This window comes from Alcaligenes pakistanensis, assembly GCF_014652815.1.
Taxonomy (GTDB): domain Bacteria; phylum Pseudomonadota; class Gammaproteobacteria; order Burkholderiales; family Burkholderiaceae_B; genus Alcaligenes; species Alcaligenes pakistanensis.
The window spans coordinates 916,345-940,574 of the sequence record NZ_BMZN01000002.1 but is presented as its reverse complement, the minus strand read 5'-3'; the positions used below and the strand labels follow the sequence as shown (position 1 = coordinate 940,574).

21 protein-coding genes are annotated in these 24,230 nt (G+C 56.3%); 7 read left to right on the top strand and 14 right to left on the bottom strand.

Features of this window, described 5'->3' with window-relative positions:
- Window positions 1-17: 17 nt before the first annotated feature.
- Window positions 18-3,809 (bottom strand): ATP-dependent RNA helicase HrpA, encoded by a 3,792-nt coding sequence (gene hrpA / locus IE156_RS09220; protein WP_189392201.1) that lies wholly within the window; start codon window positions 3,807-3,809, stop codon window positions 18-20.
- Window positions 3,810-3,881: 72 nt separating this feature from the next.
- On the opposite strand from hrpA, the gene argA reads away from it, so the two are divergent.
- Together argA and IE156_RS09210 are read left to right on the top strand one after the other, a co-directional pair.
- A complete protein-coding gene (argA, locus tag IE156_RS09215) occupies window positions 3,882-5,237 on the top strand; it encodes an amino-acid N-acetyltransferase (protein ID WP_189392200.1) in 1,356 nt (451 codons plus the stop codon).
- 70 nt (window positions 5,238-5,307) lie between these two features.
- Window positions 5,308-5,580 carry an oxidative damage protection protein gene (locus IE156_RS09210; RefSeq protein WP_189392199.1) on the top strand — a complete coding sequence of 91 codons (273 nt, stop codon included), beginning with the start codon at window positions 5,308-5,310 and terminating at the stop codon, window positions 5,578-5,580.
- A 224-nt stretch (window positions 5,581-5,804) separates the two neighbouring features.
- Here IE156_RS09210 and IE156_RS09205 read toward each other — a convergent pair whose 3' ends face one another.
- A complete protein-coding gene (locus IE156_RS09205) occupies window positions 5,805-6,728 on the bottom strand; it encodes a LysR family transcriptional regulator (protein WP_189392198.1) in 924 nt (307 codons plus the stop codon).
- Between the two features lie 130 nt (window positions 6,729-6,858).
- Between IE156_RS09205 and IE156_RS09200 the strand changes: the two genes are divergently transcribed.
- Together IE156_RS09200 and IE156_RS09195 are read left to right on the top strand one after the other, a co-directional pair.
- On the top strand, window positions 6,859-8,409 hold the full coding sequence (locus IE156_RS09200; protein ID WP_189392197.1) for an MFS transporter: 1,551 nt from the start codon (window positions 6,859-6,861) through the stop codon (window positions 8,407-8,409).
- A gap of 499 nt (window positions 8,410-8,908) precedes the next feature.
- On the top strand, window positions 8,909-10,195 hold the full coding sequence (locus IE156_RS09195) for an EAL domain-containing protein (RefSeq protein WP_189392196.1): 1,287 nt from the start codon (window positions 8,909-8,911) through the stop codon (window positions 10,193-10,195).
- 105 nt (window positions 10,196-10,300) lie between these two features.
- On the opposite strand, the gene phoU is transcribed toward IE156_RS09195, so the two are convergent.
- From phoU to alr, 12 genes are all read right to left on the bottom strand, one after another.
- A complete protein-coding gene (gene phoU / locus IE156_RS09190) occupies window positions 10,301-11,035 on the bottom strand; it encodes a phosphate signaling complex protein PhoU (protein WP_189392195.1) in 735 nt (244 codons plus the stop codon).
- Window positions 11,036-11,122: 87 nt separating this feature from the next.
- A complete protein-coding gene (gene rpiA / locus IE156_RS09185; RefSeq protein ID WP_189392194.1) occupies window positions 11,123-11,806 on the bottom strand; it encodes a ribose-5-phosphate isomerase RpiA in 684 nt (227 codons plus the stop codon).
- Window positions 11,807-11,846: 40 nt separating this feature from the next.
- Window positions 11,847-12,191, bottom strand: coding sequence for a Spx/MgsR family RNA polymerase-binding regulatory protein (locus IE156_RS09180; RefSeq protein ID WP_373296512.1), 345 nt, complete (start codon window positions 12,189-12,191; stop codon window positions 11,847-11,849).
- A 27-nt stretch (window positions 12,192-12,218) separates the two neighbouring features.
- Complete coding sequence (locus IE156_RS09175; protein ID WP_189392193.1) at window positions 12,219-13,025, bottom strand: ABC transporter permease subunit; 807 nt, start codon at window positions 13,023-13,025, stop codon at window positions 12,219-12,221.
- On the bottom strand, window positions 13,022-13,942 hold the full coding sequence (locus IE156_RS09170; protein ID WP_189392192.1) for an ABC transporter permease subunit: 921 nt from the start codon (window positions 13,940-13,942) through the stop codon (window positions 13,022-13,024). Before IE156_RS09170 ends, IE156_RS09175 begins: the two co-directional genes overlap by 4 nt.
- Window positions 13,939-15,069 (bottom strand): ABC transporter ATP-binding protein, encoded by a 1,131-nt coding sequence (locus tag IE156_RS09165; RefSeq protein WP_189392191.1) that lies wholly within the window; start codon window positions 15,067-15,069, stop codon window positions 13,939-13,941. The genes IE156_RS09170 and IE156_RS09165 overlap by 4 nt, the downstream gene beginning before the upstream one ends.
- Before the next feature lie 6 nt (window positions 15,070-15,075).
- Entirely contained in the window at window positions 15,076-16,182 is a 1,107-nt protein-coding gene (locus IE156_RS09160; RefSeq protein WP_189392190.1) for a polyamine ABC transporter substrate-binding protein, read from the bottom strand.
- Window positions 16,183-16,259: 77 nt separating this feature from the next.
- On the bottom strand, window positions 16,260-16,973 hold the full coding sequence (locus tag IE156_RS09155; protein ID WP_229841179.1) for a 3-deoxy-D-manno-octulosonic acid kinase: 714 nt from the start codon (window positions 16,971-16,973) through the stop codon (window positions 16,260-16,262).
- Between the two features lie 15 nt (window positions 16,974-16,988).
- The gene (locus IE156_RS09150; RefSeq protein WP_189392188.1) at window positions 16,989-17,768 is read right to left on the bottom strand and encodes a sulfite exporter TauE/SafE family protein; all 780 of its coding nucleotides are present in this window, start codon (window positions 17,766-17,768) and stop codon (window positions 16,989-16,991) included.
- A 5-nt stretch (window positions 17,769-17,773) separates the two neighbouring features.
- Entirely contained in the window at window positions 17,774-19,159 is a 1,386-nt protein-coding gene (radA, locus tag IE156_RS09145) for a DNA repair protein RadA (protein WP_189392187.1), read from the bottom strand.
- A 9-nt stretch (window positions 19,160-19,168) separates the two neighbouring features.
- Window positions 19,169-19,885: an SDR family oxidoreductase gene (locus IE156_RS09140; protein ID WP_189392186.1), complete on the bottom strand. Its 717-nt coding sequence runs from the start codon at window positions 19,883-19,885 to the stop codon at window positions 19,169-19,171.
- 18 nt (window positions 19,886-19,903) lie between these two features.
- Window positions 19,904-21,034 carry an alanine racemase gene (gene alr / locus IE156_RS09135; protein ID WP_189392185.1) on the bottom strand — a complete coding sequence of 377 codons (1,131 nt, stop codon included), beginning with the start codon at window positions 21,032-21,034 and terminating at the stop codon, window positions 19,904-19,906.
- A gap of 102 nt (window positions 21,035-21,136) precedes the next feature.
- Here alr and hpnC point away from each other — a divergent pair, with 102 nt between their 5' ends.
- The 3 genes from hpnC to hpnE are packed head-to-tail and all read left to right on the top strand — an operon-like array spanning window position 21,137 to window position 24,150.
- On the top strand, window positions 21,137-21,997 hold the full coding sequence (gene hpnC / locus IE156_RS09130) for a squalene synthase HpnC (RefSeq protein WP_189392184.1): 861 nt from the start codon (window positions 21,137-21,139) through the stop codon (window positions 21,995-21,997).
- A gap of 6 nt (window positions 21,998-22,003) precedes the next feature.
- Entirely contained in the window at window positions 22,004-22,867 is an 864-nt protein-coding gene (hpnD, locus tag IE156_RS09125) for a presqualene diphosphate synthase HpnD (RefSeq protein ID WP_189392183.1), read from the top strand.
- On the top strand, window positions 22,864-24,150 hold the full coding sequence (gene hpnE / locus IE156_RS09120; protein ID WP_189392182.1) for a hydroxysqualene dehydroxylase HpnE: 1,287 nt from the start codon (window positions 22,864-22,866) through the stop codon (window positions 24,148-24,150). Before hpnD ends, hpnE begins: the two co-directional genes overlap by 4 nt.
- The last annotated feature ends 80 nt before the right edge of the window (window positions 24,151-24,230 follow it).

The window sequence follows — 24,230 nt, the reverse complement described above, 5'->3', positions numbered from 1 at the left end:
CCCTGTTAACAAAAACCCTAGCGCTGCAGCGCCGCCCAGGCTTTTTCCAAGCGTTTGACCGAAACCGGCATGGGCGTACGCAACTCTTGTGCAAACAAGGACACTCGCAACTCCTCCAACATCCAGCGGAAATCCCGCAACCCGCTATCGCTGGCCCCTTTCAGCGCCGCCACGGCACGCTGATACTTCGTCAACAGAACAGACATATCCTGCATCAAGCGTTGATCACGGGCCGGATCGGCACGCAGCTTGTCCACCCGCGTCTGCACTGCTTTCAAATAGCGCGGCACATGCGCCAGCTGCGCGTATTCATTACTTTCCAAAAACAAAGTGGGCATCAAGACATTCAATTGTTGCTGTATGTCTTTCAACGCTTCTGGGTGGGCTTTGATCTGGGCCAGTTTTTTCTGTGCGGCACTCCATTCGATCAGGATTTGTCCTGCCAGACGTGCGACCTCCTGGGCTACCAAGCCTAAACGACTGCGGCCTTCCTGCGCCCGCGCATCGAACTCGGCCTGGTTTTTCGGCCAGGGCTCCATCATGCAGGACTGCTCCAGAGCCACATCGATAATCTGGTCACGCAATTGTTCCTGTGTCCCCAGATTGATGTACAGCATGCTGATACGGGTCAGGTCCGTAATGTTCTTTTCCAGAAAACGCACCTGCTCGCGTAAGGCAAGGCGGAACAAACGGCGTAGTCCTTGGCGATGCTGGCGTTGGGCCTGGGCCGGATCGTCAAACACATCCAGGTCACAATGGGTTTTCTTGTCGATCAAGGCAGGGTAGCCAATAAAGCTGCGGCCTTTGCGCTTGATTTCCATAAGCTCCGGCAACTCGCCAAAACTCCAGCTGGTGAGCTGCTCGTGATCCAGCACCTGTGCCACCTGCTCGTCACCAGCAGCCATTTGTTGGAATGACGCCTGGGCCTGACGGCCATGCTCGGCCTTGAGCTGGTCCAGATTGCGCCCGCCGGACAACATGCGGCCATGCTCATCAATGACCCGGAAGTTCATGAACAAGTGTGTTGCCAGGGTTTCAGGCTTGAAGTCACTGCGTTGCGGTCTTTGTTTGACCTGCGTCCACATATCCTGGGAAATGGCATCCAGCAGACTCATGCCCGGATCGGCCGCTTTTTCAAACCAACGCTGGTGGAAGGCAGCGGCGTAGTCGGGCAAAGGCACGCAATGACGGCGGATACGCTGCGGTAAGGACTTCAACAAGGCCAGCACTTTTTCCTTGAGCATGCCAGGCACCAGCCACTCGCAACGGGCAGCATCGATCTGGTTCAAGGCGAACAAAGGCACACTGAGCGTGACACCATCACGCACCGAACCCGGCTCGAAGTGATAATCCAGCGCCATCTTCACGCCCTGCCACTCCACTGAGCGCGGGAACACCTCGGTGGTGATACCGGCCGCGTCGTGTTGCATCAGTTCGTCGCGATTCAGCTCTAGGCCTTTCGCTTCTTCTTTGGACAAGCCCTTGAACCACTTTTCCAGCGTGGCGGTCTGGTAGATGTCCTGGGGAATGCGCTGATCGTAGAAAGCGTAAATCAGCTCCTCATCCACCAAAATATCAGGACGACGAGACTGGTGCTCCAAGCGTTCGACGGCTTGAATCTGCTGCCGGTTATGGCGTAGGAAAGGCAGATTGGAATCAATCTCGCCCGGTACCAACGCTTGGCGCAAGAACAGTTCACGGGACTGAGCCGGGTCAATACGGCCAAAGTGAATGCGTCGGCCACTGTAAATCAGCAGGCCGTAAAGCGTGGCACGTTCATTGGCCACCACCTGCCCGGCTTTTTTCTCCCAACGCGGATCACCCCAGGTTTTGCGCATCAAATGCGCGCCCACCTTCTCAATCCATTGCGGCTCGATACGAGCGATGCAACGGGCAAACAGGCGTGTAGTTTCCATCAACTCACCGGCCAGAATCCAGCGGCCCGCTTTTTTGACCAGCTTGGAACCGGGGTGAATGACAAAGCGCAACTCACGCGTTCCTTGGTAGACACCAGTTTCTTCGCTCTTGTAGCCAATATTGCCGATTAGCCCTGTCAACAGGGCCAGATGCACCTGCTCGTACGTGGCAGCGGAGGGGTTGGCGACCCAGCTTTGCTCCTGCACCAGACTACGCAACTGGGTGTGCACATCACGCCACTCCCGAATTCGCAAGGGTGACAGCAAGGCTTGTTTCACACTATTGGCAAATTTGCGCTGCGAGCTTTGTTCCTGCGACAAGTCCTCCAGCCAGTTCCACAATTTCACGTAGGACAGAAACTCGGACTTGTCGTCATTGAAACGGGCATGGGCTTGATTGGCCGCTTCCCGCTCATGCACGGGGCGATCACGCGGATCTTGCACCGACATGGCCGAGGCCACAATCAGCATTTCTGTCAGACAATGATGTTCGTGACCAGCCAGAATCATACGGGCCACACGCGGGTCTACTGGAAGCTTCGCCAGGGAGCGGCCTACCTTGGTCAGGCGCTGCTGTTCATCCAGCGCGCCCAGCTCTTGCAGGATTTGATAGCCATCGGCAATCGCACGGCCAGTAGGTGGCTCTACGAAAGGAAAGGTTTCCACATCCTCCAGATGCAGGGCCTTCATGCGCAGAATCACCGAGGCCAGGGAGGAACGCAGAATCTCCGGATCGGTAAAGGGAGGACGGCTCTTGAAGTCTTGCTCGTCGTACAGACGAATACAGATACCGGGGCCAATACGGCCGCAACGTCCTGCCCGCTGGCTGGCCGACGCCTGGCTGATCGCTTCAATGCGCAGCTGCTCGACCTTGTTGCGCCAGGAATAGCGCTTGATGCGAGCCAAGCCGCTATCGACCACAAAACGAATGCCGGGCACTGTCAGCGAGGTTTCAGCCACGTTGGTGGCCAGCACCACACGGCGGGCATTGCCTTTGGGCCGGAAAATACGTTCCTGATCCGCCTGCGACAGGCGCGCAAACAAGGGCAGGATCACAGTATTAATGGGTTTTTCTTTTTCCAGCGCCTCCGTGGCTTCACGGATTTCGCGTTCACCCGGCAGGAAAACCAGAATGTCGCCCGTACCATGCCGTGCACACTCTTTCACAGCATCCACAATGCCCTGCATCAGATCGCGCTCTTCCTCCGAGGCAGACCGACGCTCCTCGGTATCGACCAAAGAGGGGTCCTGAATCGGGCGGTAGACAATATCGACCGGATACAGACGTCCCGAGACTTCGATGACGGGGGCGGCCTTGCCCTTTTGGGCAAAGTGCTGCGCGAAGCGATCGGCATCAATGGTTGCCGAGGTAATGATCAGTTTCAGATCACGACGGCGTGGCAGCAACTGTTTTAAAAATCCCAGCAGAAAATCAATGTTCAGACTGCGTTCGTGGGCTTCGTCAATGATGATGGTGTCGTAACGACTTAATAAAGGATCTCGCTGGGACTCGGCCAGCAAAATCCCGTCCGTCATCAATTTGATGGCCGAGCGCGGCCCGGTCTTGTCGTTAAAACGAATTTGGTACCCTACCCAGTCACCGATCTCGGACTGCAGTTCCTGGGCAATGCGCTTGGCCACGGAAGTGGCCGCCAGACGACGGGGCTGGGTATGGCCGATAATCTTGCCCTTGAGCCCACGGCCCATCTCCAGGCAGATTTTGGGTAGCTGAGTGGTTTTGCCCGAGCCGGTTTCACCACACACAATGACCACCTGATGGTCTTTGATCGCCTGCGCAATTTCGGCCCGTCGGGCGCTGACAGGCAGGTCATCAGGGTAGGAAATTGTTGGTAAAGAGTGTGGGTTTTCAGTCAATTCGTCGGACTCGTGCATGAAAGGTAGTTTCTGGTACAGACATCATTATAATTTTGGCTTGAAACCATTTGGACGCAAAGATCCCCCGCAATGAACACAGACATCCCCGACTCGTACAACGCCATCGAACCACCTGATGAATCCCAGGCACAATTTGTGCGATGGTTCAGGGAAGTGGCGCCTTATGTACACGACTTTCGTGGCAAGACGTTCGTAGTGGCCTTTGGGGGCGAGCTCATCAATGATGGACTGCTCTACACCCTGATCCCGGACTTGTCGCTGCTGTCGGCCTTGGGCATCAAGCTGGTGCTGGTGCACGGCTCACGCCCCCAGGTCAATGAGCAACTACGCCTGAAGGGCGAGACCACGCAATTTGGTCGCGGTACGGAACCCACCAGCGCCGTCGCTCTGGAATGTGCCAAAGAAGCGGCCGGTGAGATTCGCCTGGATATTGAAGCAGCTTTCAGCCAGGGTTTGCCCAACACACCGATGTCACACGCCCAGATTCGCATTATTTCGGGCAACTTTGTAACGGCGCGTCCGGTGGGCGTCATTGACGGCCTGGACTTCAAGCATTCGGGTGCAGTGCGCAAACTGGATGTGGATGCAATGCGCGTCTTCATGAATCAAGGAGCGCTTATTCTACTCTCCCCATTGGGTTTTTCCCCAACTGGCGAGGCCTTTACCTTGGACATGGAAGATCTGGCAACCAGCACAGCCATTGCCCTGCGTGCAGAAAAACTGATTTTCCTGACGCCTGAGCATATCGGTCACTCCAATAATCTGGATATTGACTCGGAACTGGCGCGTGCCGATGCCGACGCCCTGCTGGCCTCGGGCAAGCTGGACGAGGACTGCTCCACCTTCTTGCACTACGCCTCTCAGTCCGTCAAACGCGGGATTGCCCGTGCCCACCTGGTGCCCTACAAGCAGGACGGCAGCATTCTGCTGGAAATCTTCACCCACGATGGGGTGGGCACCATGGTGGTGGAAGACACACTGGACGATTTGCGCCCAGCCAACCTGGATGACGTCGGGGCGATTGTGCAATTGATCGAACCGCTGGAGATCGACGGTACGCTGGTACCACGAGGCCGCTCCGTGATCGAGCGCGAAGTGGAACAATTCACGGTTCTGGAGCACGACGGCATTATCTATGGCTGCGTGGCCCTGATCCCTTACGAAGAAGACAGCATGGCCGAAATGGCCTGTCTCATCGTTCACCCAGAATGGCAAGGTTCGGGCGAAGGCGAAATCCTGTTACGCCACACCGAGGCCAAAGCCCGTGCGGCCGGTTTCAAGCGTCTATTTGTACTGACGACCCGAACCTCACACTGGTTTATAAAACGGGGTTTTGTACAAGGTGGCGTGTCGGACCTGCCCAAGGGTAAGCAGTCGCATTACAACCGTTCGCGTAACAGCATGGTTTTTATTAAAAAGCTGTAAGCCGGTTTGACCCCTCTACCCCCCTCAGTACAATACGCCCATCCAAGAATTTGATTGAAAAGGAACGCATATGGCACGCATGATTCACTGTGTGAAGCTGAAACAGGAAGCCGAAGGCCTGGATTTCCCACCCTACCCCGGCGAACTGGGCACCAAGATCTGGCATTCGATCTCCAAACAGGCCTGGACCAACTGGATGGATGTGCAAACTCGTCTGGTGAATGAAAACCGCCTGAATCTGGCCGACGCTCGCGCTCGCACCTACTTAAAAGAGCAGATGGAGCAATATCTGTTTGAAGACAAAGATGTGGAAGCCGACGGTTTTAGCGCCCCTAGCGCATAAAGAACCCTGGCCGTATCCGAATACCTAAGCCCTGAGCAGGCTCTTACTGCTCAGGGCTTTTTATTTCACATTTGCTATAGCACCAAGGCTTGTTGAGCACTATCACTGCACAATAAATAGAATTTATCCAAGACGCGGTCACCCTCATTATCTGCCCGTGTTTCCTGAAAGCTGGCCAGCCTGCCGATACGCACCATGAAGGCTTGAACAATCCACAGGTACGGTCAGCCAGCGGCCCCTGGGCTTAGCCACGGACTTGTTCCAAGCTCCCCCACAATCCAGTCAGCAAACGCCCGTGTCTTGGCGGGAACCAGCCTTGCGGAAGGATGCACCAGGTAAACCGTCTCTTTGCTATCAACGGGATGATCAGGCAACACCGGGAGCAGCCGACCACTCCCTAGTTCAGGCCCTGCCAGCCAGTCGGACACCATGGCAATACCCGCGCCTAACACAGCCGCTTGCACCAGACTTTGTGCATCGTCCGTCACCAGCGGGCCCGTAACCCGAACTGACACCGTTTTATCACCATCTTGCAGATGCCAAAGAGGATGCGATGCCAGACGAGAGAACCCCAGGCAGGCATGCTCGACAAGATCAGTCGGGTGCGAGGGCGTACCATGCGCATGTAAATACGAGGGTGATGCACAGAGCATACGGCGCGATGGCGCGAGCCTGCGTGCCACCAGCCTGCTATCGCTCAATGTTCCGATGCGAACAGCCACATCAAACGACTCTGCCACGAGATCAACATAACGATCCTCGAAGGCCATTTCAACAAACAGCTCCGGGTAGGCGGCCAGGAAGGCAGGAAGAATCGGTGCAACCCACATTCGCCCGAAGGCGGCGGGCAAGGCGATACGCAGCGTGCCGCGCACCCCCACCGCGGCTGCAGCGGTATCCTGCTCGATTTCCTGCAAAGTACGCAGAACAGGCAGCATGCGTTGATAAAAAATTTCACCTGCTTGCGTCAATGCAATCCTGCGTGTCGTGCGCTCCAGCAGACGTACTCCCAACCGTTTTTCCAGCGCCGTAATACGTCGCGACAAAATGGAACCGTCGCGCGCCAACGTCTGACCCGCCGCCGTAAATCCGCCATGCTCAACAACAGCTAAAAAAGCCGTGATCTGCTCGAAGTCGCTTCCAGTCATATCTGCATTATTTGCATAAGTTATGTTCGCAAAACCAATATTATCATTTCATAACGAAGCAATTAAGCTGTAGAGCAAGCCCTGGTCACACGCGCATCCGGCGCAGATGGATAGGTGCGTTGGAATTGCAATGAACAAGACATCTATCCCCGTCGCAAGAGGCGACAAAACCAAGGTGCTGGCGGCGATCTGCCTGTCCGCTGTCATTATCCCGCTCGTGTTCACGGGACCTGCGATCTCCACAGTGGCCGTCGGGCGTGACTTGGGCGGGAACCAGTCCGCCTTGAGTTGGATCGTCAATGCATATGCCATCGCATTTGGCAGCTGCGTCATGGCAGCAGGAGCTATTGGCGACCAGATCGGTCGCAAGCGTTGCTTCGTGGCAGGGCTTTGGATTTTTATTCTCACCTCGCTGCTAATCGGCCTGACTCCGAACCTGCTACTGCTCAATCTGCTGCGCGCCGCCGAAGGCATGGGTGGTGCACTGGTACTGACCTCTGCTACGTCCTTGTTGGCGCAAGAATTCGAGGGAGCAGAGCGCACACGGGCTTTTAGCTTCCTAGGAACCGCATTTGGCGTCGGTCTTGCATTTGGACCGATGACATCCGGCTTGCTGATCCTGCACTTAGGCTGGCGCTCGCTCTACTTCGCCATCGCACTGATGGCATTCTTGATCCTGTTGCTGGGCACAAAGCGGATCAAAGAGTCCCGTGCCCCGAATGCCCAAGGCATTGACTGGCCCGGCACAGTGTTATTCACGACCACCCTGGTGTTGCTGACATTCGGCATCGTGTATGGGCCGCAGGACGGTTGGGCGAGTCTGAAGGTTTTGTCGATATTGGGTGGAGCGGCTCTGCTACTGGGAATATTCATCGTCGTGGAACGGCGGCGTACCCACCCCATGCTGGACTTATCCCTGTTTCGCTACCCACGCTTCATCGGGGTGCAGTTATTGCCAGTGGCGACAGGCTTCAGCTTCATTGCCTTAATTGTCTATGTGCCGAACTGGTTCATCACGATCCAAGGCCGCGACGCCTTCACCGCTGGCCTTGCGATCCTGCCGCTCACCGCACCGATGCTCGTGGTGCCACTACTGGCTGGCAGGCTGGCCCAATACCTCTCTCCCGGCCTGCTATCGGGCATCGGTTTTTTCATCTCAGCGCTGGGTACGTGGCTGCTAATAGACTTATCTCCCAACGGGAGTCTATGGGCGATGACAATTCCCCTTTTACTGATCGGTATTGGCAATGGTCTGCCCTGGGGCTTGATGGATGCCTTATCAGTCAGTGTGGTTCCCAAGGAGCGCGCAGGAATGGCTGCCGGCATCTTCACCACCATGCGTGTGGCAGGAGAAGCCATCGCGATCGCAGCTATCGGCGCCACGCTGCTCAGCTTGGCGGCAGGAAACCTGCGTACGGCGGCAGAGGCCCACTCACTATCTTTAGTGGAAAATGCCACGGTGATTGCCAGCCAAATCGGAACCCGTTCCGAGCAGCGCTCATCTATTCACGCAGTCAGTGCCACAGACAAAGTGCTCACAGAACTTACGCATCGTGCCTACACCGCTGCTTTTCACAGTGTCTTCGCGGTACTCGCTATCCTCTCTGTCCTGACAGCGGTGATCTGCATCTTGACGCTACGGAAACCCACCGATGCACCGGAAAAAAAACTTGGGGGCTAGTGCTCCGTAAATACAGATTGAACAAGCATCGCTCCTGCGCCCCCATCCAGTGACGGCATTGATTCTGCCTGCAAGCGATTCAGCCACATCCTCAGCCTTCTTATCAGACTCGCCGCAATGCGCCTCGCTTGCGGTTTTTTGCGTTGACTTAGTACTGCAGCCTATTCTCCGTATGCTAAAGCCCCCTTATCATCAAGGCACTGACCCACCCCTTAAAACGTAATTAAATGAAACCAATAGCGATAATTCCGTTTCAGAGTGGTCAATAATCAAAAGAAATGAGTATTTTCCATAGTTATTAGCACTCCTAAGGCACAAAATCACGACTGCTCTTATACAGGTGCACAGTAAACAGACAAAGGGGCGGGACACAGTACAAACACAGGAATAACTCTGGTCGGCCCATACTCTTCCAGAATGCAGCCGCCCAATCCGCAGCTATAGTCGAGCCCCTGTACAGCACAGCCGCTTACTGCTTTACCCACAGGAAAAGAAGTCCATGAGCCGCCTAGACTTACCCGTGATTGATCAATGCTCCACACACTTACGTCTGTGGCTAGCCAATCTCAGCTATTTGCAGGCTTTGTATGGTTCATCGTTCCATGCATTTGTGCTGAATACCGTGCGGCAACGCTTGCAGGACTGCGGACTGGGCGCGGACGAGATTTTTATCCAGGGTGACTTTGTGCTGATCGCCCTGAACCAGTTGGGCAAGCAGAACCGCTTTCAGCGTGCGCATCCCAATGCCCTAGCCCAACTGCTCGGGGCTGCTCTGGAGTGCGACCCCATCAGTCAGGACGACACCCGTATCTATTTGCATACTCAGGTGGCCTACCACTACGACAGTCGCCAATACGATACGGACACCTTGCACCCACCGGAGCCCAACCCCTGCTCCCATCATCACCCCGCTACTCTGGCCTCGTGGCATAAGGTTTGGGCTAAGACCTACCGAGACGATATGAGCTTGGCAGTGACGATGCTGGATGATCTGCAAGGTGGTCGTCTGACCCTGGCCTTTCAGCCTATCTACCATCTGGGTGATAAGCACAAGAACAAGTATTTCTACGAAGAAGCGCTGATCCGTCACCAGGGCCAGACTAATTACGCGCTGCCGGACGCAATTGCCGCCCTGGAACGGCTAGGTCTGATTCCGCGTTTGGATCGCAGTGTGTTGGGGAGTGTCATTGAGCTTTTGAACACCAAGCCCACGCTCTGTTTGGGCGCAAATCTGTCTGCCGGGTCTTTGCAGGATGATTTGTGGTGGCAGGACTTGTTCAGCTATCTGGATAGCCGGCCGGATGTAGCCCAACGCCTGATTCTGGAAGTAACGGAAACCGGCACGATTGCCCACAAACCAACGGCGCTCCGGCTGATTGCCCAGTTACAAAATCTAGGTGTGCGAATTGCCCTGGACGATACGGGCTCGGGCAATAGCACCCTGGCCTTTCTGGTTCAGACCCACGCCGATATCATCAAGATTGACCGCTCTATGTTGTTGCGAGCGCGCAGCCCCGGACAGCCCACCCATTTGCTGCGCAATCTGGTCAACGTCTGTGCTGACTACTGTCCCTATGTAGTCATTGAAGGCGTCGAGGATGAGGCTGATCTGGAGTTCGTGCGTCAATCCGGCGCACACGGCGTGCAAGGTTTTTTAATGGCCTTACCCACCCTGAGCCCATCGTGGCTAGAGTCACCTGCCGTGATTACCGTCCAAGATGCCGTCACTGTTCGTACTCAGTTCTATCCCGGCCAAGCGCTAGAAGACTACGGCTTCGGTTTTTGACGGGGCGCCCTGCCCTTGAAAACCCACTGCGTTTTACAGCCCCAAAAGTAATCAAGCCCTGCATGAAACCATGCAAGGCTTGACGTCAGAAGGCCTGGATCGGAATCAGATCTTGCCTTCGGATTCCGCTTCCGGCAAAGGCTCACCACGTGCAGTACGTTCGGTGTTTTTCACACCGGTGTGACGGACATCGTCACCACGCACCATGTAGATTACGCGTTCAGCCATATTCTTGGCGTGGTCACCAATACGCTCCAGCGCACGGGCAATAAAAATCAGGTCGATGGAGTGCGAGATCGTGCGTGGATCTTCAATCATATAGGTGATGATGTGACGCAGCGAACCCTTCCATTCACGATCCACTTCCTTGTCGCTGCGCACAATCTGTGCCGCGTGCACGGCGTCCTGGCGCGCAAAGGCGTCCAGTACATCGTGAATCATGCCTGCGACCGAGGAGCTCATGTGACGCAGCTCCACCACGGGCTCGTAGCCGGCGGTGCCTTCGTGCAGACGGCGCGCCATCTTAGCGATGCGTTCGGCCTCATCCCCACAGCGTTCCATATCGGTCAGCATTTTGGAGATGGACAGCAGCATGCGCAAATCAATGGCAGTAGGTTGATTGCGGGCGATCAGGTTGGTGATGCGCTCGTCAATTTCAACCTCCAGGCGGTTGATGTCTTTTTCACGCTCGCGAACCTGATCGACCAGCGACATATCCCCTGATTGCAGGGCTTCGGTCGCACTCCGGACCATAGATTCAACGATGCCTCCCATTTGCAAGAACAGCGAACGGGTGGCCTCCAGATCGGAGTGAAACTGCTTATTGGTATGTTCGTTCATAGTGGCCTTCTGTAACAGCAAAATGGCTCGCGCCAGCGCTTAATCTCCAGATAGATTAAGCACCGATTATGACAGAGACATTAAAATTCAGAAACCAGCATCAGACAGTGTGCGTACACCCTGCTGGCCGGCGATCAAGGCCACACTGGCCGGGGTAATAGCGAACAAACCACAACACACCACACCGGGCATATTATTGATGTAGGCCTCCAGGGCCGCCGGGTCTTCAATCGACAAACCGGACACATCCAGGATCAAGCCACCGTTATCGGTCACAAAACCTGCGCGCTCGACTGGATCGCCACCCAGTTCACGCAGCTGGCGCGCCACGGCATTCTTGGCCATAGGGATCACTTCCACCGGTAGCGGGAAAGCACCGAGACAATCCACCAGCTTGCTTTCGTCCACAATGCACAGGAATTTGTCCGAGACCGAGGCCACGATTTTTTCGCGAGTCAGCGCACCGCCGCCGCCTTTGGTCATGTTCAGGCCAGCGTCGATTTCGTCTGCGCCGTCTACATACCAGTCCATACGTTCAATGGTATTTAAGTCTTGTACTTCAATGCCCAGGCTTTGCAGGCGAGCAGTCGAGCGCTCGGAGCTGGAAGCGGCAGCCTTGAAAGCCTGTTTATGAGCGGCCAGGGCATCAATAAACAGATCCACCGTGGAACCCGTACCCACCCCCAGAATGGAATCAGGAGTCAGGAAAGGGAGAATGTAGTCAACCGCGGCCTGGGCCACCTGTTGTTTAAGTTCGGACTGTGTGTACATGGTAGATATAAAAAAAATCGGGGGCTGAGCCCCCTGTGGTTTATTTAAGAAAACGGGTGGCAAACTTGCCTTCGTTGAAACCCACGCTGACTTCGCCTTCGGGCGTAATCAATAAGGGGCGACGCACCAGGGCAGCAAACTCGGCAATCAAGGCCAGCCACTGCGCATCCTCTGTGGGCTCTTTACGTTCGGCAGGCAAGTTGCGCCAGGTCATAGAGGCGCGGTTGACCAACTTGGGCCAGCCACCCAGCTCCTGAGCCCACTGTTGCAAACGAGCGGGTTCCAAGGGATGTTCGCGGTAATCCACAAAGTTTACTGGCAGACCGTTTTGCTCGAACCAAGCAACCGCCTTTTGGCAGGTGCTGCAATTTTTCAAGCCATACATCGTGAACACGGCAATACTCCTTATCAATCAGACGCGACGCTCGCGGCGTGCCTGCAAGCGACTGGCGACAATCACAAAAATACCAATCACCAAAATAAGCAGGGTTGCCAAGGCATTGATCTCGGGCTTGAGGCCCAAGCGTACGCGCGAAAACACTTCCACTGGCAAGGTGGTAAAACCCGGACCGGACAGGAAGGAGGCAATCACCACATCGTCCAGCGACAGGGTAAAGGCCAGCAACCAGGCCGCCATCAGGGCAGGCACAATCGAGGGCAGAACCACTTGAAAAAAGGCATTCAAGGGCGTCGCACCCAAATCCAGAGCGGCCTCTTCCTGAGAGCGATCCAATTCCCGCATACGGGATTGCAAAATTACTGTGGCATAGGCCGTACACAACACTACATGGCCAATCCAGATCGTGAAAATACCGTTTTGCTCGGGCCAGCCAAACAGAGAGTTCAGCTCCACAAACATCAGCAACAGGGAAATGCCCAGCACCACTTCAGGGATCACCAGCGGAGCGCTGACCAGGCCTATGTACAAAACAAAGCCTTTGAAGCGCCCCATACGAGCCAGCACATAAGCGGCCCAGGTACCGAGAATGGTTGCCATGGTGGCCGTGAGTACCGCAATCAGGAAAGACAATTTCGCGGCGCTTAGCAAGGCCTTGTCTTGAAACAAGGACTCGTACCAGCGGAAGGAAAAGCCCGACCAGGACGTCATGATGGCCGAATCATTAAATGAAAAGACGATCAGAAACAGAATGGGGATGTACAGAAAGCCAAAGCCCAAGGTCAGAACCAGGGCTCGCAGCCAGGGATTAGGCTTGGTCATGAGCGGCCTCCCCGTTGCGCTTCCATCTGTCGCATCTGGCTGTACTGGAACAAAATCAAAGGAATGATCAGCAGCAGAACCATCACGCAGGTAACGGCGGCGGCCATCGGCCAGTCCGCATTATTGAAGAACTCCGTCCACATGACGCGGCCCATCATCAAGGTATCAGCCCCACCGAGCATTTCCGGGATCACGTATTCACCCACCGTCGGGATGAAGACGAGCATGGCCCCGGCAATCACGCCGGACATGGACATGGGCAAGGTGATGTGCCAGAACGCCGACCAAGGGCGCGCGCCCAAATCGTAGGCGGCTTCCAGCATACGCATATCCAGCTTCACCAGATTGGCGTACAGCGGCAGGATGAAGAAAGGCAAATAGGCATAGATCAAGCCAATATAGACAGCCAGGTCAGTGCGGTAGATTTCCAGGGGGGCATCAATAATACCCACCCACAGCAAGGCTTGATTGAGCAGACCATCACCACGCAAAATGCCGACCCAGGCATACACACGCAGCAGCATGGAAGTCCAGAACGGTAAAATCACCGCCAGCAAGAGCAGGTTGCGCACTGCCGGAGACGACCGAGCAATGTAGTAGGCCACCGGATAGCCAATCAGCACGCAAAACAGCGTGGTAACTGCCGCCATCTTCAAGGAACTGATGTAGGTCGCCAGGTACAGATTGTCGCTGAACAGCAGGATATAGCCACGCAGGTTCAGTACAAAGGAAATACTTTCTTCGGCAAACTGGGCCAGCGGCGTATAAGGAGGCACGCCGAAATTAAGATCAGCAAAACTGATCTTGAGCACAAGTAAAAACGGCACCAGCAGAAACAAAATCATCCACAAGAATGTGGGCGCGACCACCAGCGTGCGACTGGTGGGCAGCAGTTTGCGCCAGGACAGGTTCTTCATGTGCTCAGTACCGTTGCGCTGTCGTCGGACCAAGAGACATAGACCTCTTCATCTACGCCGGGGGCATCAGGCTGGGCCAAGGTGCCACTGGGCATTTGGGCCTCGATCAGCATGCCGGCATCCAGCCGAATCTGATAGCGAGTGTAGCTGCCCATCCAGGATACGTGGGTCACCATGCCGTGGCCCCAGTTGGTGTCCTCGTTGGGTAATTCGCGGCCTACCTTGATCTGTTCGGGGCGCACGGACACATACACGTCCATCCCCAAAGGCTCGCTAATGCCGTGGCTGACATACAAGGGGCGGCTTAATTCTTCGCACTCTATGTGGACATGATCCGGCTCGTCCACCGTAACCACACCGGTGAATAAATTGGTGGAGCCAATAAAGCCCGCCACAAAGCTGGAGTTCGGGAAGGAGTACACGTCATAAGGTGTGCCGGACTGGATGATCTGCCCATCGGACATCACCGCCAGACGACTGGCCATGGTCATGGCTTCTTCCTGGTCGTGGGTGACCATAATGCAGGTTACGCCCACGCGTTCCAGAATCTTGACCAGCTCGATCTGGGTTTTCTGACGAATTTGCTTATCCAGTGCGGACATAGGCTCGTCCAGCAAGAGCAGCTTGGGGCGCTTGACCAGACTGCGCGCCAAGGCCACACGTTGCTGTTGCCCGCCCGATAACTGACTGGGCTTGCGACGCGCAAAACCAGCCATCTGCACCAGATCCAGCGCCTCGAACACGCGCTCATGGATTTCATTGCGGGGCACGCCTTCCTGCTTCAGGCCAAATGCCACATTGGCCTCGACCGACATATGCGGGAACAGCGCATAGGACTGGAACATCATATTGACTGGCCGCCGGTAAGGCGGCAGGTCCGTGATGTCCTCGTTGTCCAGATAAATCCGACCGGAAGTCGGCTCCTCAAACCCTGCCAGCATGCGCAGTAAGGTGGATTTCCCACACCCCGAGCTGCCCAGCAGTGCAAAAATCTCGTGGCGGGCAACGTCCAGGCTCACCGACTGAACGGCCACCGTGTCGCCGAAGATCTTAACGACTTCGTCTACACGTACGAATGCATCCTCGCCATCCATCCAGGGCGAGGTTCCGGTACGGATATCTTGCATGATGCCTTAACGTCCAGACTTAAGTTCAGCCCACATGCGCGTTTGCAAACGCTGCACTTTCAATGGCTGCGGTTTGATAACAAATAAAGTCTTGGAGACTTCGGGCGAAGGGTAAATCATGGGGTTGTCAGCCACTTCCTTGACCACAAACTCGCGCGCATCTTTGTTGGCGTTCGGGTAGAACATGGTGTTGGTAATGGCTGCATGCACTTCCGGCGTTTCAATGTAATTAATAAAGGCATGGGCCTCTTTCACATTGTTCGCGCTTTTGGGGATGGCCATGGTGTCAAACCAGACAGGCGCCCCGCCTTGCGGAATGTAGTAATCAATGGCGTAAGACTTTTTAGCCTGACGGGCACGATCCGCCGAGATCATGACATCGCCGGAGAAACCGTAGACCATGCACAAATCACCCGCAGCCAGCTCATCGATATAACCCGAGGAGCTGAATTGACGCACGTAAGGACGGATGGTCTTGAGCAGATCCAGGGCTTCGCGGTAATCGGCTTCGTTGCTGCTATTGGGATCTTTGCCAATATAGTGCAGTACGGCCGGGAACACCTGGGCCGCTTCGTCCAGAATGGAAATGCCACAGCCTTTCAGCTTCTCGGCATTTTCAGGTTTGAACAACATGTCCCAGTTACCCAGGTCCACCTGCTCACCCATGATTTCTTTGACTTTGGTGACGTTGTATCCCAAACCGTTAGTGCCATAGCCCCACGGAATCAGGTATTCATTACCGGGGTCCACATCGGAGAGCAAAGCCATGATGTCCGGGTCCAGGTGGGACCAGTTAGGAATCTGACTTTTATCCAGCTTCTGGAACAAACCGCCTTCGATCTGCCGCGCTGCGTAATGCGTGGAGGGAACCACCACGTCGTAACCCGATTTACCCGTCAACAACTTGGCTTGCAAGGTGTCGTTATTATCGTAAACGTCGTAGCGCACGGTAATACCCGTGGCTTTCTGGAAACCGGACAAAGTGTCGGGCGCTGTATATTCAGCCCAGTTATAAACGTTGACGACCTGATTTTGTGCCTGTGCAACAGGCATGATGGCAGCAGCGGCCAGCAGGCCGACGAGTACCTGTGGTGTGTTCATCCCAAAAGACATCACGAGTCCCCTTCCTATCGAAAGCGAAAAACCCAAAAGGCGAGATGATAAAGCTTTTTTAAGGCCCGTAGTCGTAATTAGCGCTGCGTTTCGCGGTGGTAAGCAGAAAACATCTGCTCCCACCACTGATCGCCACGCGGCCCACACACTTTGAGCAAAGATCGTCGAAGCCGTTGCACATTCCCCAGGGCTTGGGCGGGGCTGACGGGCCCCTGTCGTGCACGGTCAAAATCGATCAGCCAGACTTTGTCATTCGCATCCAGCAAAATATTGTAGGCGTTAAGGTCGGCGTGCCAAACCTCGAATTGGTGCATGCGGACAATCTCGTGCGCCACCGCTTCAGGCGAAGCGCGATCCAGGCTCAGTGCCAAAGGCTGCACATTGGGCACACGCTGGCTTATCAGGGCTGCATGGTACCAAAAACCCTGCTGCCACCACGCACCCGCCAACACTTTGGGCACGGCCAAACCCTTGTTGTACAAATAAGACATCACCTGAAATTCGCGCCAACTGCGCGTACGGGATGCCCCTTGCCACAGATAGGCAGACTCATTGAAGCGGGCTACCAAACCGCCCCGCCGATAATGACGTAGCACAGCCTGCCCAAACGGCCCATTCACAAACCAGGCGGCTTGACGCCCACCCTGCCCCACTTTGCTGGCCTGATCGCCATAGGAGGTCGCCTCGAACCACGCTTGCAGAGCGTCCGGGTTCAGATCCAGCTGATCCACCAATTCCGGGGCCAACAAGGTGCCGCCGCCGGGCAAGGAGAAAACAGTTTCGGACGTCACGTTCAAAGCAGCTCCTTAGGCACGGACCAGCAGCAAGGCCATGATCAGCACCAGCATGCAGGCAAAAATAAACTTCAGGCGATTTTCAGGCAGGCGATACGCCAGACGCACGCCGAAGGGCACCAGCATCAGGCTACCCACAGCCATCGGTATGCCAACCTGCCAAGTGGCTTGACCATGAAATGCGTAGGTCGCCAAGGCGACTAAGGTGCCCGGAATAATCATGGACAAAGCCAAGCCTTGGGCACCAGTTTGGCTATAGCCCATACGGCTGGTGAGAAAGGGCACCACCAGTACTGCGCCACCAACACCAAACACGCCCCCTGCCAAGCCCGCCATCATGCCGACGGCGACATACCAGACCTGGCCAAACGACTCGGGGTCCGGGCGCGGCTTGTCACTGCGACGGCGGCGCCGGGAAAAGCCCAAGCTCTGGTCAAAATAATACAGGGCAATCGCCATCACAAATACCGAGTAGATACGGCGCAGCAAGATGGCGTCCATGCCCAATGCCAGACGCGCACCCAACCAGGTAAAGATGATAGAGGAGATGGCTCCCAGGGCTGCACGTCGGAAATCAATATGATTGCGACGATGGTACTGACGCACCGTCAACAGCACTGCAGGCACCACCATAATCAACGCGGTTCCTTGGGCCGTTTGCTGGTCCATGCCTAGAATCAGCCCCAGCAGCGGAATAGCCAGCAAGCCGCCACCAATACCCAGCACCCCCCCGGTGTAGCCAATAAGCGCGCCTCCCAGCAAGCAGGCCAGGATCAGTTCAATACTTATCATGGCGGCTACAGATTGCGCAGACGTTCGACCGCGTCTTCAACCCGGTCTACGGCCCAAATTTCCAGGCCTTCAACTGCTTGACGCGGAGCATTGCTCTTGGGAATCAAGGCAATGCTAAAGCCCAGCTTGGCCGCTTCCCGCAAGCGCTCCTGACCTCGCGGGGCCGGACGGATTTCACCGGCCAAGCCGATTTCCCCAAACACCACCAAGCCGCGTGGCAAGGGTCGGTTATTCAGGGAAGACAGAATAGCCAAGAGTACGGCCAAGTCGGCAGCGGGCTCGGTAATCTTGACGCCCCCTACCGCGTTCACAAACACATCCTGGTCGTAAGTGACAACGCCAGCGTGCCGATGCATGACGGCCAGCAACATGGCCAGACGCGAGCTTTCCAGACCGACTGACAGGCGGCGGGGGTTGGGCACATGGGCGGTGTCCACCAAAGCCTGAATTTCCACCAGCAAAGGACGGGTGCCTTCCTGAGTGGCCATCACGCAGGAACCGGCGACGGTTTGGGAGTGCTGCGACAAGAACAGAGCTGAAGGATTGCTGACCCCTTTCAGGCCTTTTTCCGTCATGGCAAAGACGCCCAGTTCATTCACCGCGCCAAAGCGGTTCTTGAACGCGCGCACCATGCGAAAGGACGAGTGGGTATCGCCTTCAAAATACAGCACGGTATCCACGATGTGTTCCAGCACCCGGGGGCCGGCCAAGGTCCCGTCTTTGGTGACGTGACCAATAAAAATCATGGAAGTACCGCTTTGCTTGGCCAGCCGGGTCAACTGAGCCGCACATTCGCGCACTTGCGATACCGACCCCGGAGCCGCAGTCAGCTGATCCGAGTAAACCGTTTGAATCGAGTCGATTACCACCACGCTGGGCTTGTGCGTCAACAAAGCCTGATTAATGGACTCCAGACGAATTTCCGCCAGCAGGTCCACCCCTTCAGTAGGTACGCCCAAACGTCGGGCGCGCAGCGCCACCTGTTCAGCGGACTCCTCACCCGTCACATACAGGACTTTGGTTTGCTGCGCCAAGGCAGCCATGGCCTGCAATAAGAGCGTGGACTTGCCCACGCCAGGATCGCCCCCAATCAGGATGACGCCCCCCTCTACTAGTCCGCCCCCTAACACGCGGTCGAACTCGCCTATGCCGGTAGGCACACGCGTCATTTCACGCGCTTGTACGTCAGAAAGACTTTGAACCGGGCTAGAACCTGCCAGAGAGGCATAACGATGGGAGGTGGCGGCCGGCGTGGCCTCCACGGTTTCCTGCAAACTGTTCCAAGCCCCGCAGGCCGGGCATTTGCCCGCCCACTTGGGAGTATCCGCCCCGCACTCTGTGCAAACAAATACGACTTTGGCCTTGCGGGCCGCACGAGCACTGGTGGCCATAATGATTCCTTAGCGTCCGGCTAGACTGCCGCCGCCATCCACGCCCAGATTCTGGCCGGTGATATACGCGGCCTCATCGCTGAGCAAAAAAGTAACGGCAGCGGCCACTTCAGCCGCCTGCCCAAAACGTCCCAGCGGAATAGAGGACAAGCTGCGCTGCTCGGCCTCGCTCCCCACGGGGTGATTGGCACGGAACAATTCGGTTTCGATCGGACCAGGAGATACCGCGTTAACGGTAATGCCATAAGGGGCCAATTCCAGCGCCCAAGTGCGGGTACAACCCAGCAAGGCACTTTTGGCGGCGGCATAGCTGGTGCGGTCGGAACCGCCGTGCACAACACGACTGCAAATATTGATGATACGGCCTTCCTTGCGGGCTTTCATCGAAGGGATAAAGGCCTGAGCCACTTGCACGGCCACACGCACATTCAGGTCAAAGACCTGATAAAGATTACCCAGATCTACCTGGCCAATAGGCTCAGGTGCCACCATGCCCACATTATTCACAACCGCATCCACAGGATACTTTTCACGAATAACGCGCAGCATTTCTTCAGTTTCGCCTGCATTGCTCAAATCGCAGGAGTACAGATAACCGGGGAAATCAATGTTCTCCGTGTGACGGGCCAGACCCACAACGTGGGCCCCGGCATCGGCCAGCCTTTGGCTGATTGCCCAGCCGATTCCTTTGGTAGCGCCGGTAATTAATACACATTTATTTTTCATGGCTATGCCTTATGGGTGTTAATCCTGAATGATGCGCGGGACACGGGGTGCCACCGCACAAATCAATTCGTAGCCCAGTGTGCCGGCGGCCGCAGCCACTTCGTCCACACTAGGCCCTCCTTGACCAAACAACACCGCCTGACTACCTACCCCGGCGGCGGGCACCGGAGTCAGGTCAACTGCCAGCATGTCCATGGAGACACGACCAAGCAAACGGGTACGTACACCGTTGACGGTAATAGGGGTGCCGGTGCCCGCATGACGCGGATAGCCATCGGCATAGCCACAAGCCACCACGCCAATGCGCATGGCCTGCTCTGCAATATAGGTATGGCCGTAGCCAATGCCCTCGCCCTGCTTGACACCGCGCACGCTGATAATTTCTGCGGCCAGAGTCATGCCCGGCTGCAGGCCAAAATCTTCGGCGCTAAAATCCGCAAAGGGCGAGCTGCCATACAGGCAAATACCGGGCCGCACCCAATGATCCGGGCCGGTGGGCATATAAACGCCCAGGTCGGGGCTTAGCGTAGCCGCCGAGTTACACACACTGACCGGACCAGGCAAACCGTCAGTAATACGGTTAAAGCACCGAATCTGCTCCAGCGTGGCATCGATATTGTCGTCGGCGCGCGCAAAGTGCGTCATGCGCCCAACGGAGCCCAGCTTGCCCGCTTTTTGAAGGCGCTGGGCACGCTCGAACGCAGCAGGGTAATCATCCACGCCAAAGCCCAGACGGTTCATGCCGCTGTTTAGCTTGACCATGGCGTTCAGGGCCACACCGCCCTTCCATTGCTCCAGCATCTTGAGCTGTTCATGGCAATGGATAACCGTGGTCAGGCCATATTCGGCCAGCACGTCAAGATCGTCAGGCTGAAAAAAGCCTTCCAGCAGCATGATGGGGCCGGTCCAGCCCGCAGCGCGGCAGCGTACCGCCTCTTTCAGATCCAGCATCGCCATGCCTTCGGCGGCGCTAAAAGCGCGCACGGCATTTTCGATGTCGTGGCCGTAAGCATTGGCCTTCATGACGGCCCAGATATGAGGCCGTTTCACTCCGGATGGAGCCGTGGCGTTATTCAGGCTCTGAATAACCATATCGAGATTGTGACGCAGTGACGCAATATGAATGGTGGCCGAGATAGGACGTGGCATGGTTCTCCCCGAAGCAATACGAAAGTCTAAACCAGCCCTAGTGGAAACGAAAGCGATAGGCTGGCTTCGCCCGCAATAAGGTCTGCCGTATACTGGCGGACTATGTCTATCGAGCACTATGAAAACTTCCCTGTCGCCTCGGTACTGCTACCTCGTCGGCTGCGCCGACCGGTCATCGATATTTATCGTTTTGCACGCAGCGCCGACGACATTGCCGATGAAGGCGATTTAAGCGCTGCCGAGCGCCTGGAACTGCTGGCGCAGTTTGAAACCGGAATAGAACAACTGCAATATCATCAGCCCGTTCTGGCTGATACACCACACAGTGCGATTTTTGTTCCCCTGGCCAGCACCATCAGCAATTTCCAGCTGCCGCTCAAACCGTTTCTGGATTTGCTGTCCGCATTCCGTCAGGATGTCACCACGCATCGCTATACCGATATGGCCCAGGTGCTGGACTACTGTACGCGCTCGGCCAATCCGGTTGGCCGTCTGATGCTGCATCTGTATGAAGCCCACAGTCCAGAGCTGGTCGAGATGTCAGACTCCACCTGTACGGGGCTGCAACTGGTCAATTTCTGGCAGGACGTGGCCCTGGACTGGCACAAGAACCGTATCTATATTCCGCAGGACCTGCTGGCCCAGTACGATCTGGATGATGATTACATCCAGGCCCGCAGCCAGCTGCAGCGTCAGCCCCAGGCCGATGCGCGCTGGCAGGAAATGATGCAGCTGCTGGTCATCGACGCCCGTCAACGCTTGCAAGCTGGCTTGCTGCTGTCCTCCCATCTGCCCGGACGCATCAGTCTGGAGCTGAAAATGATGGTGCTGGGCGGTCTGCGTATCCTGGAACGTCTGGAAGACGTGCAATTTGATGTGTTCAGTCATCGCCCCACCCTGTCCCGTCTGGACTGGCTGCGCCTGATTGCCCGCGGTCTGAGCCGCACCCCTTACCGACCCTGAACGTCCATGAGCCCAGACGAGTATTGTCAGAACAAGGCAGCCCAAAGCGGCTCCAGTTTTTATTACGCCTTTTTGTTTCTGCCACCCGAACGCCGCCGTGCCATTACCGCGCTGTATGCCTTTTGCCGCGAGGTCGATGATGTCGTGGACGAAGTTCACGAAGAGTCGGTCGCCCGCATGAAGCTGGTGTGGTGGCGCACGCAGGTTGCTGATCTGTATGAAGGCCGCGCGCATCACCCGGTCATGCAGGCTTTGGCTCCGCACGTCAAAACCTTTGATCTGCCCCAGGATGAGCTGTTGGCAATTATTGACGGCATGGAAATGGATCTGGATCAGGTGCGCTACCAAAGCTGGAGCGAGCTGGAGCGTTACTGTTGGCACGCCGCCAGTGTGGTCGGCCTGCTGTCGGCCCGTATTTTTGGCCAGACTCAAACGCAAACCAGCGACTATGCCCAAAAGCTGGGCCTGGCGTTTCAACTAACCAATATCATCCGTGACGTGGGCGACGATGCCCGACGTGGCCGCATCTATCTACCCCAGGAAGACCTGGACCGTTTTGGCGTTAGCCCGCACGAGCTGCTGGACCAGCAACACTCGGATCGTTTCGAAGCCTTGATGGCCTTTCAAACTGAACGAGCCCAGGAACTCTATCGTCAAGCCATGCGTGCCCTGCCTGCAGTAGATCGCCGTGCGCAACGCCCCGGTCTATTGATGGCTGCCATCTACCATGCCCTGCTGGTCGAGATCGCCAATGACCGCTGGCATGTACTGGAACAGCGCATCTCGCTGACCCCCATTCGCAAGTTCTGGCTAGCCTGGAAAACCTGGGTATCGGGCGGACGTAACTTGCAGCGCAAACTAAGTCGATGAAAGTCGCGGTTATCGGGGCGGGCTGGGCGGGCTGTGCAGCCGCCTGGCGCTTGAAGACCCAGGGCCATCAGGTCAGCGTCTTTGAAGCCTCGCGCCATATAGGCGGGCGCGCCCGCCGTATCCACAGTCCCAATCTGGGACGCGACACCGATAATGGCCAGCACATCATGCTGGGTGCCTACTCCGTCACGCTGGGCTTGATGGGGGAAATTGGCCTGAGCGAGTCCTCCCGCTTGCTGCGTCAGGATCTGGATGTAATGGCCGCCGATGGCCGCTTTCGCCTACGCAATCGTTCCCTGCCCGCTCCCTTGCACCTGCTAGCCGGTTTGCTGGGTGCACAAGGACTGAGCTGGTCGCAAAAATACAAGATGGCACGGTTTTGCCGCTGGCTGATGAAGCAGCAATGGCGCACCCCGGCCGGTCTGACCGTGCTGCAACTACTGGAACAGCATCAGCAAGACAGCCACCTCATCCGCCTGTTCTGGCAGCCACTGTGCGTGGCCGCCATGAACACCCCGATTGAACAGGCTTGCGCCCAACTCTTTGCCCATGTGCTTCGCGATAGTCTAGGTGGCCTGCCACAAGCCAGCCAAACCTTGATTCCCCTGACAGATTTAAGCCAGCTCTGGTGCGAACCCGCACTGCGCGATATTCAGCTGCAACTGGGCCACCGGGTGCAAAGGTTGGAGCTAACCGAGTCCGGCGTGCAGATTGATGGCCTGCAATTTGATGCCGCCATTGTGGCCTGCCCACCGGTTCAAGCAGCACGCTTGCTGCAGAGCCTGCCCAGCACCCCTGCCAGCGAACAGTTACTGGCGGATCTGGAAGCTTTTACGTACATCCCCATCGCCACTTTGTACCTGGAGCTGGAGCAAGCCTGGAATCTGCCGCACGCCATGTTGATGCTGGACGATACAAACGGCAGTGGCGGGCAATGGCTGTTTGATCACAGCGCCCTGAAACCAGGTAGCGGGGAAACCTTGGTCGGCGTTGTCATCAGCGATGCTGTACGTCTGCAAGCCTTGGACCGCGAGCATGCTATTGCCGCGATTATCGAGCAAGTGCGCACTCAAACACAGCATCTGAAAGCCATGCCTGCGGTACGCGCCAGCGAGCTGATTATCGAAAAGCGTGCCACCTTTGCGGCTATTCCCGGCCTGCGTCGCCCCGCAGTGACTACACCTTGGTCCACTATTCGTATCGCAGGCGATTGGACCGATACGGGCTATCCGGGTGTGCTGGAAGGTGCTGTACGCAGCGGTCTGAAAGCGGCGCATCTGTAAGCACAAAGCCGGAACGGATAAGGGCCGGAAAGAATGCGCTAAGGCACACGGCCCTCGCTGAGGCCATACCTACAATCACC